Genomic DNA, 14,096 nt, shown 5'->3' with positions numbered 1-14,096 from the left:
GTCAGTTTCCTTGTGCGGCAGGGGCGGGCGCGATGGCCCGGTCGAAAGGCTCCAGGGCGTGGCGCAGGCTGGCCCGGGACAGCTCGCCGAGGTGGCTGCCGATCAGCCGCCCCGTCGGCGTCGTAGAAAAGGGTGGTGGGCAGGGCCATGGAACCGACGCGTTGGGCCAGCAGGCCGGTGCCGTCGAACAGCACGTGGGTCAGGCTCAGGCCGGTGGTGGCGAGGAAGGTGCTGACGTTTTCCGGGGTCTCGCCCTGGTTGACGAACAGGAAGGTCACGTGCGGGTATGCGCTTTGCGCCTGTTGCAGCACCGGCATTTCGCGTCGGCAGGGCGGGCACCAGGTGGCCCAGATGTTGATCACCAACGGTTTGCCGCGGTAACTGTGCAACGCTACGGATTGGCCGCTGGCGTTGCGCAGGCTCAGTTCGGGTAGCTCGGTGCCTTTGCTGTACAGGTGGCCACCGAGGCTGGCCAGGCCCCAGAACAGCGCGCCGCTGAACAGCGCCCAACCCAGCGGGCGGCGCAGGCCCGGGTTGCGCCAGCCCTGCCAGAGGGCACCGAGCACGATACCGGCCAGGCCCGACCAGAACAGGAAACCGCCATCACGGATATCGATGATCTGTAGCGGGTCGTCCCGGTACATCGGCCAGTAGGCCAGCACGAAACCGGCACGGGCGCACAGCACGCCGATCAGGAACAGGTTGAACAGGGCCGATTCCGGGCTCTCGCCGCCACGCCGGGCGACCCACCAGCCGACCACGCTGGCGATCACCAGGGCGGTGAGCATCAGCAGGTGGTTGAGGGCCATGGTCAGTGGCCCGAGGGTTACGGTCAGCATCAGCCTTGGCTCCTGGTCTGGGCCCAGTGTTGCAGGAACTCCGCCGCATCCACTTCACCGGTGATGCGCCGCGCTCGGCGTTCGTCACCTTCCGGGCCAACCCAGATGATGCTGGGCGGGCCGGGAACCTGGTAGCGCTGCAGCAGGGCTTTGCTGGCCGGGCTGTCGGCGGTCACGTCCAGGCGCAGCAGGTGTACGCCGGCCAGGCCGGCCTGCACGTCGCTGCGGGCGAACACCTGTTTTTCCATGACCTTGCACGACACGCACCAATCGGCATAGTAGTCGAGCATCACCCACTCGCCACGGGCCTTGGCCGCATCCAGTTCGCGTTGCAGGTCTTCGGGGCGGCTGACGGTGACGAAGGCGTCCTCGGCGTGCAGGCCGGCGGCCGGCGCAGCCGCGCCAGCGGCGAACGGGCGCAGCGGCTGCCAAAGGTCGTCGCCACCGGCCGCAGCACCCACCAGCAGCAGGCCGCCCCACAGGGCACCCAGCAGCGGCACTGCGCGCAACGCCGGCAACCGCTGCAGGGCTGGCCAGGCGGCCCAGGCCAGGGCGATCAGCAAGGCGCCGCTCAGGGCCAGCAGCAAGGCTGCGGGCAGCAGGCCGCGCACGGTGTACAGCGCCATGCCCAGGAACACGAAGCCGAACACGCCTTTGACCCGGTTCATCCAGGCGCCCGGGCGGGGCAGGTAGCGGTTGCCCAGGGTCACCAGCAACAGCAGCGGCACGCCCATGCCCAAGCCGAGGCTGAACAGCACCAGCGCTCCCTGCAGCACGTCGCCGCTCTGGGCGATGTACAGCAACGCGCCGGCCAACGGCGCGGTCATGCACGGGCCCATCAGCAGGCCAGACAGCGCGCCGAGCAGTGCTGCGCCATACAGGTTGCCGCCACGGGTGCCTTGCCCGGCACGGTCCAGGCGGTCACGCAGGGCGGCAGGCAGTTGCAGTTCGAAGGCGCCGAACATCGGCAGGGCCAGCAGCACGAACAGCCCCGCCAGGCTTCCCAGCAGCCAGGGTTGCTGCAGCCAGGCCTGCAGGCTGGCACCCAGCAGCGCGGCGACCACGCCGAGGGCGGCATAAACCAGGGCCATGCTCAGTACATAGACCCCCGCCAGCACCCAGCCGCGCCGGGCACTGGCGCCATTGCCCAGCACCAGCCCGGCGAGAATCGGCAGCATCGGCAGCGTGCAGGGGGTAAAGGCCAGCAACAGGCCCAGGCCGAAGAACGCCAGCAGGCTCCAGGCCAGGTGGCCTTGTTGCAGGTCGCTGGCCAATGCCTGGTCACTGGCTTGTTCGGCCGCCGGCGCCACACTGCCACCCAGCTCGATCAGCGTGGTTTGCGGCGGGTAGCACAAGCCAGCGTCGGCACAGCCCTGCCAGCCCAGGCGCAGCTGGCCCTGGGCATCGGCCGGAAGCAGCAGTTCGAGTTGGTCGCGGTACACCGCACTGTCGCCGAAGAACTCGTCGTGATGGTTGAGGGCGGCTGGCAGTTGCGGGTGGTGCTCGGCAGGCAGACCGTCGAATTTCAGGCGTTTCTGATACAGGTAGTAGCCTGGCTGGATCTGGAAGAACAGGCGTATCTGGCCATCGGCCTGGCGGTCGTGGGTCAGCACGAAGGCCTGGTTGACCGGCAGGAAGTCGGGTTTGACAGCGAACGGGTTGGCCTGCAACGGGCCGGCCAGCAGCAGTGTCAGGAAGAGCAGGAGGATGCGCATGTCTTCGCCTTGGCAGCACATTGAAAGGTGTCATGCTGGCTTGGGTCGATTAACCCAAGGTTAAACACTTCCTGCAAAGGGCAGTGCTGTGGAACGCAACGCGATGCCAGGCCAGCCGCGACAGCCTCACTTGGCGTCATCGCCAATGGGGCTTGCCATGCCGACATGGCAATGGTTGCATTGGCTCATGATTCGGAAAAATCGTTGGCCTGACCATGCTTGCTGAGATTGTCGATATAGGTGAAATGGGCTCCAGGGCTACCTCCATAAAGCACCGGGTAGCGCTGTGAGCGTGGTCGCGCTGGTGCTGGCGGCAGGAAGCGGCCGGCGTTTCGGTGCCGACAAGCGCCGGGCGACCTTGGCTGATGGTCGCAGCCTGCTGGCCCATAGTGTGGAACGGGCTCGGGCAGTATTCGATGATGTGCGCGTGGTGTTGCGCGCGGGCGAGTGGGGCGAGGATTTTGGCTTGCCTGCCGATTGCCGGATTATCGTCAGCCCGGATGCGGCGTCGGGCATGGGGCACAGCCTGGCCGCCGGCGCCAGGTCGTTAGCTGACAGCAAGGCGCAGGCGGTGGCGATCTTGCTGGGTGATATGCCCTGGATCGAAGCGGCAAGCTTGCGTCAGTTGGCGGAAGCCGCCAGTGCATCGAGCATCGTGTTACCGCGGCATGCGGGGAAGCAGGGGCATCCAGTGATCTTCGGGCGCGATTTCTGGCCGGCACTGGAGCAATTGGCCGGGGATGAAGGGGCGCGCGCGGTGGTGCGGGCGCACCGGGATTGTTGCTTGGTGGTTGAAGTGGAGGATGCTGGGGTGTTGCTGGATGTAGATACGCCGCAGGGGTTGCTTTAGGCCCTGGTGTTCGCCACCACCCCCAAGACGAACACCCCAATCCACCCCACAATAGGTCCATAATCCCCCCTTAATCCCCCCATAGTGCAATGCCAGCGAGACCACTCCGGGAGCCCCACCATGCACGTTCTGCTCTGCGAGGACGACGACCTGATCGCCGCCGGCATCTGCGCCGGCCTTACCGCCCAGGGCCTGACCGTGGATCGGGTGGGCAACGCCGCCGATGCGCGGGCGATGCTGCAGGCAGCGCAATTCGACGTGATGATCCTCGACCTTGGCCTGCCCGACGAAGACGGCCTGAAGCTATTGCGCCGCCTGCGCGAGAAAGGCGAGACACTGCCAGTGCTGGTGCTCACCGCCCGTGACGCGGTCACCGACCGGGTCGATGGCCTGCAGGCCGGCGCCGACGACTACCTGCTCAAGCCGTTCGACCTGCGCGAGCTGGCCGCACGCCTGCACACCCTGCTGCGGCGGGTGGCCGGTCGGGCGGTGAACGTGATCGAACACGGCCCGCTGCGTTACGACCCGAGTAGCTGCGAGGCAACGCTGGCAGGGCAGCCGGTCGACCTGTCGCGCCGTGAACAGGCCTTGTTGCAGGCGCTGCTGCAGAACCCGGGGCGAGTGTTGTCCGGCGAGCAACTCAAAGACTGCGTGTACGGCTTCAGCGACGAAGTCGAGAGCAATGCCCTGAACGTGCATATCCACCATCTGCGGCGCAAGCTGGGCAATGGCATCGTCGAGACCGTGCGCGGCCTGGGCTACCGCCTGGGCCCGGCGCAGGCGCCGGAGGGGGCCGCATCATGAGCCTGCGGGTACGCCTGAGCCTGATCCTGGGCAGTGCCTTCGTGATCATCTGGGTGCTGGCCGCCGCGTGGATGCTGCGCGACCTGCGCCAGCAGATGATGTTCTCCCTCGACCAGCGCCTGGTGGCTTCGGCGCGCATGGTCGCCGGGTTGATCGACCAGCTGCCGCAGCCGCTGACCGCCAAGGGCGGGGAGGCGCACTTTTCCGCCGACCAGTTCAGCGTGCCGGATGGCATGGCCTGCCAGGTCAGCTCGCTGCGTGGCGAAATCCTTGCCAGCAACCACAAGCACGATGGCGCCATGGACGATGAGCGCAGCGGTTTCCGTGACCAGACCATCGACGACGCGCTGTGGCGCACCTTCACCTACAACCATGGCGATGTGCGCATTACCACCGCCGACCGGCACATGGAGCGCGAGGCGCTGAACCAGTCGATCCTGCTGGCGGCCTCGGCGCCGGTGCTGATGGCCCTGCTTGGCAGCCTGGGGTTGTTGTGGATCGGCCTGGGCAAAGGCCTGGAGCCGCTCAACCGCATGCGTGATGCCCTGCGCCGCCGGCGCGCGGACAGTGTCGAGCCGCTGCAGGTGGCGGGCATGCCCAGCGAACTGCAACCGTTGCTGGAAACCCAGAACCAGCTGTTCCTGCGCATTGCCCAGACCATCGAGCGTGAACGGCGCCTGACCGATGATGCCGCGCATGAACTGCGCAGCCCGCTGACGGCGATCAAGACCCATCTGCAGGTAGCGCGGATGACCGATGGCGCCGTACGCGAGCAGGCGCTGGAGCATGCCGAGCAGGGCGCCGATCGCATGCACCGCACGCTGGAGCAGTTGTTGATGCTGGCGCGGGTGGAGGGCAGCCTGTCGTTCGAGGATGGCGTGCAGTGCAGCGCCGAGCAGGTGGCCCGCCAGGCGGTGCAGGATGCCGGTGGCGGCGACAACCGGCGCATCGTGCTGCGCTTGCCGGAAGAGGCCACGCAGATTTACCTGGGCATGCCGGCACCGTTGGCGGTGGCAGCGCTGCGCAACCTGCTGGACAACGCCCTGCGCCATGGCGGTGATGAGGCGGTGGAGCTTGAGGTGCAGATGGCTGACGGCCAGGTCGGCTTCATGGTACGTGACCACGGCCCGGGGATTGCCGAGGCGGACCTTGACCATCTGACCGAGCGCTTCTGGCGTAACGGGCAGAGTGGTGGTTGCGGGTTGGGGCTGGCGATCGTGCAGGCGATCGTGCAGCGTTGTGCTGGCAGCCTGAAGTTTGACAGCCGCAGTGATGGGTTGCGGGTGTTGTTGCAGGTGCCGGCGCGTTCGGCCAGCTAATCTTCACTGTCTGTGCCGGCCCTTTCGCGGGCTTGCCCGCTCCCACAGGTACTGCACAGGGTCTGAGATGCATGCGATCCCTGTGGGAGCGGGCAAGCCCGCGAAAGGGCCGGCACAGGCAGAGTAAAATACAGTAACAACCGCTAAATCCTCCCCGCACTCAAGCGTTTTTCAAGCGACGAACACCCGCACTTTCGCTTGCTTGCGAGGATTCACCCATGCCCACCGCTTCCTGCCTTGCCAAGGTCCCGCCGGCCAACACGCCGCGTGTCTTGTACGAGTTCACCGATTCACCCTTGCTGCAACGCCAGCAGCAACAGGAGTCCAATGCCCGCAGCTACCCGCGCCGCATTCCGCTGGCGCTCAAGCGCGCCCGGGGTATCCATGTGGAAGATGTCGAAGGCCGGCAGTTCATCGATTGCCTGGCCGGCGCCGGCACCCTGGCGCTGGGCCACAACCACCCGGTGGTGGTCGAGGCGATCCGGCAGGTACTGGCCGATGAACTGCCCCTGCACACCCTGGACCTGACCACGCCGGTCAAGGACCGCTTCGTCCAGGACCTGTTCGGCGTGCTGCCCGAGGCGTTGCGCCGTGAAGCCAAGGTGCAGTTCTGCGGCCCGACCGGAACCGATGCGGTGGAAGCCGCACTGAAGCTGGTGCGCACCGCAACCGGCCGCAGCACCGTGCTGGCCTTCCACGGTGCCTACCATGGCATGAGCCAGGGGGCGCTGAGCCTGATGGGCAGCCATGGGCCAAAGCAGCCGCTGGGGGCGTTGCTCGGCAACGGTGTGCAGTTCATGCCGTACCCCTACGACTACCGTTGCCCGTTCGGTTTGGGCGGCGAAGCCGGGGTCAGGGCCAACCTGCATTACCTGGAAAACCTGTTGCTCGACCCGGAAAGCGGCGTGCCGCTGCCGGCGGCGGTCATTCTGGAAGTGGTGCAGGGCGAGGGCGGGGTCATCCCGGCCGATATCGAGTGGCTCAAGGGTGTACGCCGTATCACCGAGCAGGCCGGCGTGGCGTTGATCGTCGATGAGATCCAGAGCGGTTTTGCCCGTACCGGGCGCATGTTCGCCTTCGAGCATGCCGGCATCGTCCCGGACGTGGTCACCCTGTCCAAGGCCATTGGCGGCAGCCTGCCGCTGGCAGTGGTGGTGTACCGCGACTGGCTGGATACCTGGAAGCCGGGCGCCCACGCCGGCACTTTCCGTGGTAACCAGATGGCCATGGCGGCGGGCTCGGCGGTGATCGGTTACCTGGTAGAGCATCGTCTGGCCGAGCATGCCGAGGCCATGGGCCAGCGCCTGCGCCAGCACCTGCAGCAGTTGCAGCGGGATTATCCGCAGCTGGGTGATATTCGCGGGCGTGGCCTGATGCTTGGGGTGGAACTGGTGGATACGCAAGGCCAGCGGGATGCGCTTGGGCATCCGGCGGCCAACCGTGAGTTGGCGGCGAAGGTGCAGCGTGAGTGCCTCAGGCGCGGGCTGATCCTGGAGCTGGGTGGGCGGCATGGGGCGGTGGTGCGCTTCCTGCCGCCGTTGATCATCAGTGGCGAGCAGATCGATGAGGTCGCGCAGCGGTTTGCCGAGGCGCTGATCGCGGCGGTCTGACCGATTGCCGGGGCCGCTGCGCGGCCCTATCGCCGGCAAGCCGGCTCCCACAGGTACAGCGCAAGTCTTCCGGTCGGCGCAGTCCCTGTGGGAGCTGGCTTGCCGGCGATAGGGGCGCAAAGCGCCCCCCTGGTAATCCTGATTACCAGCCGCGCCCAGAGTTCACCCAGAAGTTCACCGACAGCGAGGTGGTCACAGACTCCACCTGGTGGAACCACCCTTCAGGCAGGAACAACAGGTCACCGGCCTGCAGCACCACGCGCAGGAACGGCACTTCGCGCGCCGCCGGGAAACGCTGGTAGTCCGGGGCGTCGGGGTTGAAGTCGCAGCCGTCCAGGCCGCCCTTGGGGCTGGTCGACCAGGTGCCCAGGGCCGGGCGATGATGCGGCGCGGCAAGGATGAACGACTTCTGCCCCCATACCTGTGCGAACAGGTTGTCGGTGTCGTCGCGATGCAATGGCGTCAGTGTGCCCTTGGGGCCGATCCAGATGCGCGGCGCAATGAACTTGTCGCGGGCGAAATACTGCGGGAAGCGAATCAGCGTCAGCAGCTTTTCCGGCACGATGTTGTTGCCCATGTAGGCCGGGGTTTCGCCGGGTTTGGCAGGGGTGTCGAGCGAGGCGATGAAGTCGGCCATGGAGGTGGAGCGGAAGTCACGGTCGGTGGAGAAGGTCTTCTTCACGTAGTCGCCGTGCCGGGTGATGCCCTGCAGTTCGGCGAAATGTTCCAGCGAAGCTTCGCGGCCCATGGTGAACAGCGGCCAGTCCTGCAGGGCATCGCTGATGACCACCGGCGCCCCGTGCTCAAGGTATTCGCTCTGGAAGCGCGCCAGCGACAGGTCGGCGCGGGCAATGCGTGCCACCTCGCGCTGTGCCGGTTGCGCGGCCGACAGCCGTTCGCTGAAGCGTGCCGGTGTCGGGTAGCGTTGGTTCATCGACACCTTGGTCGCCGGCGCACCGCGGCGGGCGTTGCTGATGATCTGCGGCAGCAGGGTGGCCAGGCCCATGTTGCCGCTGATCTTCAGGCGGGCGCTGGCGAACAGTTCTTCGACGTTGGCGGTGCCGCCCATGATGCCGATGAAGTCACGCTCGGCCACCTCGATGGTGACGTCCGGGGCGCTGTGCCGGCCGGCGCCGGTGCGGCTGCTGTCGCGCACCTCCGACCAGAAGGCCCGGTCCTGGCTGAAGACGAACTGGAAGACGCCTTCGATGCCGACGGCATGGGCGTTGTCGAACAGTTTGCTGAGGATGCTCTGAAGGTCCACGGTATGCCTCTGGCGGTCTTTCGTTGTGCAGGAATGACGAGTGCCCGCACCAACGATTTAGCCGTGTGGGCGGGTAATTTTTCGCCATGCTGCTACGTCCCGTAGGGAGGCTCGAGTTACATTTCACCCAAGGAACCCATATGGCACTGCACCCTAATCTGGCAGCATTTCTGGAACTGGTCGAATTTGGCCGGCTGACGGGCAGGAGCTTGCCCATGCACGCGATGGATGTGGCCCAGGCCCGTGCCGAGTTCGAAGGCAGCTCGCAGGTGCTCGACCCGAGCCCGCCCGGCAACGTCATGGCCAGCGAGTTGCAGATTACCGCGCGCGACGGTGCCTGCCTGGCTGCTCGTCTGTACCGCCGGGGCGATGCGGGGGCTGCCTTGCAGCCCGTGATCCTGTACCTGCATGGCGGCGGCTACGTGGTCGGCAGCCTCGATTCGCATGACTCGGTGTGCCGCCGCCTGGCAGCCCTGGGCGAGTTCGCGGTGCTGGCGGCAGACTACCGGCTGGCACCGGAGCAGCAGTTCCCGGTGGCCCTGCACGACGCGCTGGACGCGGCCAACTGGCTGGCCGAGCAGGCGGCGTCGCTGGGCCTGGACAATCGCCGGGTGGTGCTGGCAGGGGACAGCGTGGGCGCGAGCCTGGCGGCGGTGCTGGCCATTACCGCGGTGGAGCAGCCCGAGGCGCTGGCGTTCAAGCCGCAGGCACAGTTGCTGTTCTACCCGGTGACCGATATTTCCTGCCAGCGTGAGTCCCATCGCGAGCATGCCGTGGGCTACCTGCTGGAAACGGCCACCCTGGAGTGGTTCTACCAGCACTATGCACCGCTGCCCGTGCAGCGCCAGGACTGGCGGGTGTCGCCGTTGCTGTCGACGCTGCGCCAGCCTTTGGCACCGGCTTACCTGTTCGTGGCCGAATATGACCCGTTGCATGATGAAGGCATGGCCTATCGTGACTGGCTGCTGGCGGGGGGCACGGCGGTGACCTTTGCCCGGGTCGAGGGGTTGACCCATGACTTCTTGCGCATGTCGGGGATCGTCGGGCAGGTGGACGAGATTTACCGGGATGTCGGGGAGTGGTTGAAGCGGGTCGGCGGCCAGTCCTGACTTGGCTTCGCCGGGGGGCACGTTGCACCCCATCGCCGGCAAGCCAGCTCCCACCCCGACCACACCGACTTCAAGTCATGTGCAGTACCTGTGGGAGCCGGCTTGCCGGCGATAGGGCCGGTACAGGCAACCTTCAAGCGCGCAGGTAGCGCTTCAACACCTCCACCAATCGCTCAATCTCCGCCTCGGTATTCAACAACCCAGGCGCCGTCCGCACCACCGGCCCGACATCCCGCGACACTGCATCGACCACAATGCGCTGGCTGTTGAGGTGCCGGGCAATCTCGTCAGCATCCTGCCCGGCGACCCGGAAGAAGGTGAACCCCGCCGAATACTGCGTGCTGCGCGGTGTCACCAGCTCGACCCCCGGCAGCACTTCAAGACGCTGCCTGAGATAGCCATTGAGCCCGTGAATCCGCGCCTGCACCGCCGCCTTGCCCAGCTGCAGGTGCAGCTCGAACGCCTTGCCCAATGCCCAGCGGTGCTCGAACGCGTGGTAGCCCCCGGGCGTCATCACCGTGGCAAAATCCTCATTCTCGGAAAAGGTGGCAATGGTCGGGTTCAGCTGCTTCATTTCCGTGGACGCCGCGCAGATGATCCCGGTACCCCGTGGCCCGAACATCCACTTGTGGGTGCCGGCGATGAAGTAGTCGCAGTTGAGATCTGCAAAGCGCATGTCTTCGACACCGAAACCATGCACACCATCGATCACGTAGATGATCTGGTCGTGCTCGTCACGCTGGCGATTGACCTCGCGCACCAGCGCGCCAATCTCGCCTACGGGCAGTTTCACGCCACTGCCCGAGTGCACCCAGGTCATGCCCAGCACCCGGGTTTTTGGCCCGATGGCCGCCGCGAGGGTGGCCAGTACCTGGTCGCTGTTGACCTTGGCGGGTTCGTCGAACAGGCGCAACCGGTGCACCGTTGTGCCATCGCGCAGGGTGCGAAAACCCATGGTATGACGGGCGGCCGAATGCTCGTGCACGGTGGTGAGAATTTCCTGCCCCGGGGCAATCTTCAGCCCGCCATAGATCAGCCCCAGGCCTTCGGTGGTGCTGCCGGTCAGGGCGATTTGCCGGGGTGTCACTTCGAGGTAGCGAGCGGCCCATTCACGCACGGCGGCTTCGTGCTTCCACTCCGACTGGCTGTCCCAGTCGACCATGCGGGCCGGGTGGCGGTCGAAGCGGGCACGCAGCGCCTCGATGGCTTCGCGCACGGGCCGTGGGTGCGAGGTGATCAGGAAGTTGGCAAAGTGAGCGTACGCCGGGTCAAGCTCGAACAGGTTGCGAAACGCGGCCCAGTCGCCGGCGTTCACAGGTGGTGCAGCTGCCGCTTGGGCGCCCGGCAGCAGTGGGCCTGTGAGGGGCAGGGCGGCGGCAAGCAGGCCGGCCTGCTTGAGAAAGGTGCGACGATCGTTCATCAAATGGCTCGCAAGGGTCAGGGGGATGAGGTGGCGACAGGTTGCGCGGCGCGCTGCACCTGCTCCCACACCCGCAGGAAGTTGCCGCCCCAGAGTTTGGCGATATCCGCTTCGGAGTAGCCGCGGCTGATCAGTTCGGCGGTGACGTTGCGTGCTTCACTGGCGTTCTGCCAACCGTCGATGCCGCCGCCTTCGTTGAAGTCCGAGCTCAGGCCGACATGGTCGATGCCGACCTTGCGCACGGTGTAGTCGATGGCGTCGCCGTAGTCCTTGAGCGTGGCCGGCGGTTCTTCCTCGAGAATGCCGTACAGCGCGTTGGCGTATTGGCCGACCTTCTGTTCGGGCCAGCCGGCGATCACCGGGTCACCGGGCATCAGTGCGTAGTCGAGGTTGGCCAGTGGCGGCAGGTCGTAGCGGGCGCGCAGGGCGTTGAGTTTGTCCTGGGTCTTGCGGCTCAAGGGCTTGAGGTAGGTGGAGAAGGCCACCAGCTGGATCACGCCGCCGCTGCCCTTGATCAGCTGCAGCTCCTTGTCGGAAAGGTTGCGCCTGATATCGACCATCGCCCGTGGCGCCGAGTGCGAGGCCACCACCGGTGCGCGGCTGAGGGCGATGGCCTGGGCCAGCGCCTTGCTGGACATTTGCGACACATCGATGATCACCCCCAGGTCGTTCAGGCGCTGCACGGCGCGCTTGCCGACCGGCGACAGGCCGTCCAGGGCATCGGCGGTGTCATTGAAGAACGGCAGCGGGCGCGAGGAATCGGCCCAGCTGTTGTTGCCCACGTAACTGAAGCCGAACATGCGCACGCCTCGCGCAGCCCAGCGGTCGAGCTGGTCGATGTCATCACCCAGTGCATAGGCGTTGAGCATGCTGAGGAACACCGCAAACTTGCCTTCGCCGTGCAGGCGCCGCATGTCTTGCGGGGTGTAGGCAATACCCACCTGCTGCGGGAAGTCGCGAACCATGGCGGTGATGGCGTTGTAGCGCACTTCCTGGGTGTGGCGGGCGGCCTCGACGAAGCCAGGGGTGGGGCGGTGCGGGGCATCGTCACCGGTCCAGGATTCTGGCCAGGCGAAAATGGTCAGGGCCGCACCGGACAAACGTCCGCGTGCGGCCTTGGCCAGGTCGAAGCGGCCATCGCCATCCTTGTCGGCCTCGCTGCCCTCGGTGCCGAAGGTCAGTGGCAGGGTGACATGGCTGTCGAACGAGATGATGCGTTCCTGCAGGTCGTTGGCCTGGCGGGTCACCTCCCTGGAATAGCCGGCAGGTGTGGCGAAGTAGTGCCAGGCGGCGAACCCGGCGCCAGCGGCAACCGCCGTGGCCAGGCTGATAAACAGGGCTTTCTTCCAGCGTGGAGTCGTCATCTTGGTCTCAATAGGTTCACCGTCGAGGGATGGGCACAGAGGCCGCCGCTACCTGCAGTGAACGAGCTCGCGCCCGGGAAATTTAGCCGCGTATGCTCCCTGTACGCGGCTAAATTTCACCTGCCGTGCAACGTTCTAGCCTTGGACGGGCCGTGCCCCATGGCCGCAATGAATGCACAGGTATGCAATGACGATTTCCCGACGCGGTTTCATCGCCGGTGTGGCACTGACGGGTGTGGTGGTGCCCGGTGCGCTGGGGGCGCTGTATGTGCAGCGCCAGCGTGCCGCCGAGGAATTCCCGGAAACCCCTGGCGAGGCCGTCGTCGAGTTGGCCGATACCCGCCTGCAGCAGTTGGGCGATACCCTGCGCGGGATCTGGCGCTGGACCCTGCAGGGCAAGGATGCGGGGTTGGACGGCCTTCCCACAGGTGAACTGGAGCTGTTCCTGGATGTGACAACCAGTGGGCGCGCCCTGCGCGGTTACCTGGATACCCCTGAGCGCCTGCGTGGGCAGGAAGAGCCGCGCTACCGCGTGGTAGGCGACCTGTTGGCGGACAAACCGGGCACCCTGCGCTGGCGCCTGTTTTCGGCCCGGGCCCGCTATGAATGCCACATCGTGCTCGACGAGGTCTGGGGCCGGTTCGGCAACGCCGGGCCGGCGACCCTGAACGGGCGCATTGCACGCCTGGACCGCGCGCTGACATTGCCGGTGGAGGATAACCAGTTCCTGGCCTTGAAGCGCACCTTCCCCGAGGCGCGCGAGCGTACCCCGCTGAACCCGCAACTGCTGGCCTGGCTGATAGCCCCGGAGCATCGTCTGTTCCACCAGCTGTGGCACGCGTCGCGGGACAAATGGCACAAGCTGGGCAAGGACAAGCAGGCCGCCCTGCGTGGCCTGGGCTGGCAGCCCGGGCCGCGTGACCGCGAGCGTGACGCGCGGGGCCGGCACAAAGACCGCAACGGCTCGGGCGAGGACTTTTTCTTCATGCACCGGCACATGCTTGGCAGTGCCCGTGCCCTGCAGGACTTGCCGTCATGGCCGCGCTTCCCGCTGCCGCAGCCGGAACTGGAGCGCGACCGCGCCGGGTTCGCGCGCTACTTCGACAACCATGACGGCAATGCCCTGCCGCCCACCTGGCTGGCCAGCGGTGATGCGGAATACACCCAGTGGGTGCGCGACATCAAGACACCGGATACCTTCCATGGCAACTTCCAGGTCTGGGAGTCACGCTACACCGACCCGGAGTACCTCAGCACCCTGACCCTGGGCCAGTTCGGTTCCGAGGTGGAACTGGGCCTGCACGACTGGCTGCACATGCGCTGGGCATCGGTGCCGCGTGACCCGTCCAACGGCATGCCGGTACCGACGGCGCGCACGCCGGATGATTTTGCCGAACGCTGGTTCGCCGAGCAGAACGATTTTCTCGGTGACCCGTTTTCATCACATGTGAACCCGGTGTTCTGGCACTTTCACGGTTGGATCGACGACCGCATCGAGGACTGGTTCCACGCCCATGAGCGGTTGCACCCGGGCGAGGTACGGCGACTGGAAGTCAATGGCGTGCCATGGTTTGCGCCAGGGCGCTGGGTGCAAGTGGCGGATCCGTGGCTGGGGCCGGATACTCACGGCTGCTCGACGGTGCCGGGTTTGCGGCCCGGGCGCAGTGTAGAGATGGACCCGGAGACCATGAAGCTGGCGTTGCGCATCATCTACAGCGATGACGATCTGCTCGACAAGCTGCGGCCCAAGGTACCGCAACGGCCGTGGTATGCGCGCAACCTGAAGGTGCGGAGCTAGTCGC

At 66.3% G+C, this 14,096-nt stretch carries 10 protein-coding genes and 1 pseudogene; 6 read left to right on the top strand and 5 right to left on the bottom strand.

Annotated elements, in window-relative coordinates; all coding sequences use genetic code 11:
- Position 1: 1 nt before the first annotated feature.
- Both QIY50_02395 and dsbD read right to left on the bottom strand, forming a co-directional pair.
- Positions 2 to 839 (bottom strand): annotated as a pseudogene (locus tag QIY50_02395) (TlpA disulfide reductase family protein).
- Positions 839 to 2,554 carry a protein-disulfide reductase DsbD gene (gene dsbD, locus QIY50_02390; GenBank protein WGV21158.1) on the bottom strand — a complete coding sequence of 572 codons (1,716 nt, stop codon included), beginning with the start codon at positions 2,552 to 2,554 and terminating at the stop codon, positions 839 to 841. Before dsbD ends, QIY50_02395 begins: the two are co-directional and overlap by 1 nt.
- Positions 2,555 to 2,840: 286 nt before the next feature.
- On the opposite strand from dsbD, the gene QIY50_02385 reads away from it, so the two are divergent.
- The 4 genes from QIY50_02385 (at position 2,841) to QIY50_02370 (ending at position 7,137) form a co-directional block, all read left to right on the top strand.
- A complete protein-coding gene (locus QIY50_02385; protein WGV21157.1) occupies positions 2,841 to 3,404 on the top strand; it encodes a nucleotidyltransferase family protein in 564 nt (187 codons plus the stop codon).
- A 120-nt stretch (positions 3,405 to 3,524) separates the two neighbouring features.
- Positions 3,525 to 4,208, top strand: a complete 684-nt coding sequence (locus tag QIY50_02380) for a response regulator transcription factor (protein ID WGV21156.1) — start codon at positions 3,525 to 3,527, stop codon at positions 4,206 to 4,208.
- On the top strand, positions 4,205 to 5,527 hold the full coding sequence (locus tag QIY50_02375; protein ID WGV21155.1) for an ATP-binding protein: 1,323 nt from the start codon (positions 4,205 to 4,207) through the stop codon (positions 5,525 to 5,527). The genes QIY50_02380 and QIY50_02375 overlap by 4 nt, the downstream gene beginning before the upstream one ends.
- A 218-nt stretch (positions 5,528 to 5,745) precedes the next feature.
- The gene (locus QIY50_02370; GenBank protein WGV21154.1) at positions 5,746 to 7,137 is read left to right on the top strand and encodes an aspartate aminotransferase family protein; all 1,392 of its coding nucleotides are present in this window, start codon (positions 5,746 to 5,748) and stop codon (positions 7,135 to 7,137) included.
- Between the two features lie 142 nt (positions 7,138 to 7,279).
- Here the strand turns inward: QIY50_02370 and QIY50_02365 are convergent, their stop codons facing one another.
- On the bottom strand, positions 7,280 to 8,401 hold the full coding sequence (locus tag QIY50_02365; protein WGV21153.1) for a cupin-like domain-containing protein: 1,122 nt from the start codon (positions 8,399 to 8,401) through the stop codon (positions 7,280 to 7,282).
- Between the two features lie 140 nt (positions 8,402 to 8,541).
- Between QIY50_02365 and QIY50_02360 the strand changes: the two genes are divergently transcribed.
- Positions 8,542 to 9,510, top strand: coding sequence for an alpha/beta hydrolase (locus QIY50_02360; protein WGV21152.1), 969 nt, complete (start codon positions 8,542 to 8,544; stop codon positions 9,508 to 9,510).
- 133 nt (positions 9,511 to 9,643) lie between these two features.
- On the opposite strand, the gene QIY50_02355 is transcribed toward QIY50_02360, so the two are convergent.
- Both QIY50_02355 and pvdM read right to left on the bottom strand, forming a co-directional pair.
- Positions 9,644 to 10,930 (bottom strand): aminotransferase class V-fold PLP-dependent enzyme, encoded by a 1,287-nt coding sequence (locus QIY50_02355; GenBank protein ID WGV21151.1) that lies wholly within the window; start codon positions 10,928 to 10,930, stop codon positions 9,644 to 9,646.
- A 17-nt stretch (positions 10,931 to 10,947) separates the two neighbouring features.
- Positions 10,948 to 12,294, bottom strand: a complete 1,347-nt coding sequence (pvdM, locus tag QIY50_02350) for a pyoverdine-tailoring dipeptidase-like protein PvdM (protein ID WGV21150.1) — start codon at positions 12,292 to 12,294, stop codon at positions 10,948 to 10,950.
- Positions 12,295 to 12,481: 187 nt separating this feature from the next.
- Between pvdM and QIY50_02345 the strand changes: the two genes are divergently transcribed.
- On the top strand, positions 12,482 to 14,092 hold the full coding sequence (locus QIY50_02345; protein ID WGV21149.1) for a PvdJ/PvdD/PvdP-like protein: 1,611 nt from the start codon (positions 12,482 to 12,484) through the stop codon (positions 14,090 to 14,092).
- Positions 14,093 to 14,096: the final 4 nt, after the last annotated feature.

It is taken from the genome of Pseudomonas putida (genome assembly GCA_029953615.1).
GTDB lineage: Bacteria > Pseudomonadota > Gammaproteobacteria > Pseudomonadales > Pseudomonadaceae > Aquipseudomonas.
This window is presented reverse-complemented; position numbering and strand designations above follow the sequence as displayed.

Excerpts from the sequence above, each read along its gene's own strand:
- dsbD (WGV21158.1), bottom strand. The coding sequence starts at position 2,554 with ATGCGCATCCTCCTGCTCTTCCTGACACTGCTGCTGGCCGGCCCGTTG.
- QIY50_02380 (WGV21156.1), top strand. The coding sequence starts at position 3,525 with ATGCACGTTCTGCTCTGCGAGGACGACGACCTGATCGCCGCCGGCATC.
- QIY50_02375 (WGV21155.1), top strand. The coding sequence starts at position 4,205 with ATGAGCCTGCGGGTACGCCTGAGCCTGATCCTGGGCAGTGCCTTCGTG.
- QIY50_02370 (WGV21154.1), top strand. The coding sequence starts at position 5,746 with ATGCCCACCGCTTCCTGCCTTGCCAAGGTCCCGCCGGCCAACACGCCG.
- QIY50_02360 (WGV21152.1), top strand. The coding sequence starts at position 8,542 with ATGGCACTGCACCCTAATCTGGCAGCATTTCTGGAACTGGTCGAATTT.
- QIY50_02355 (WGV21151.1), bottom strand. The coding sequence starts at position 10,930 with ATGAACGATCGTCGCACCTTTCTCAAGCAGGCCGGCCTGCTTGCCGCC.
- pvdM (WGV21150.1), bottom strand. The coding sequence starts at position 12,294 with ATGACGACTCCACGCTGGAAGAAAGCCCTGTTTATCAGCCTGGCCACG.
- QIY50_02345 (WGV21149.1), top strand. The coding sequence starts at position 12,482 with ATGACGATTTCCCGACGCGGTTTCATCGCCGGTGTGGCACTGACGGGT.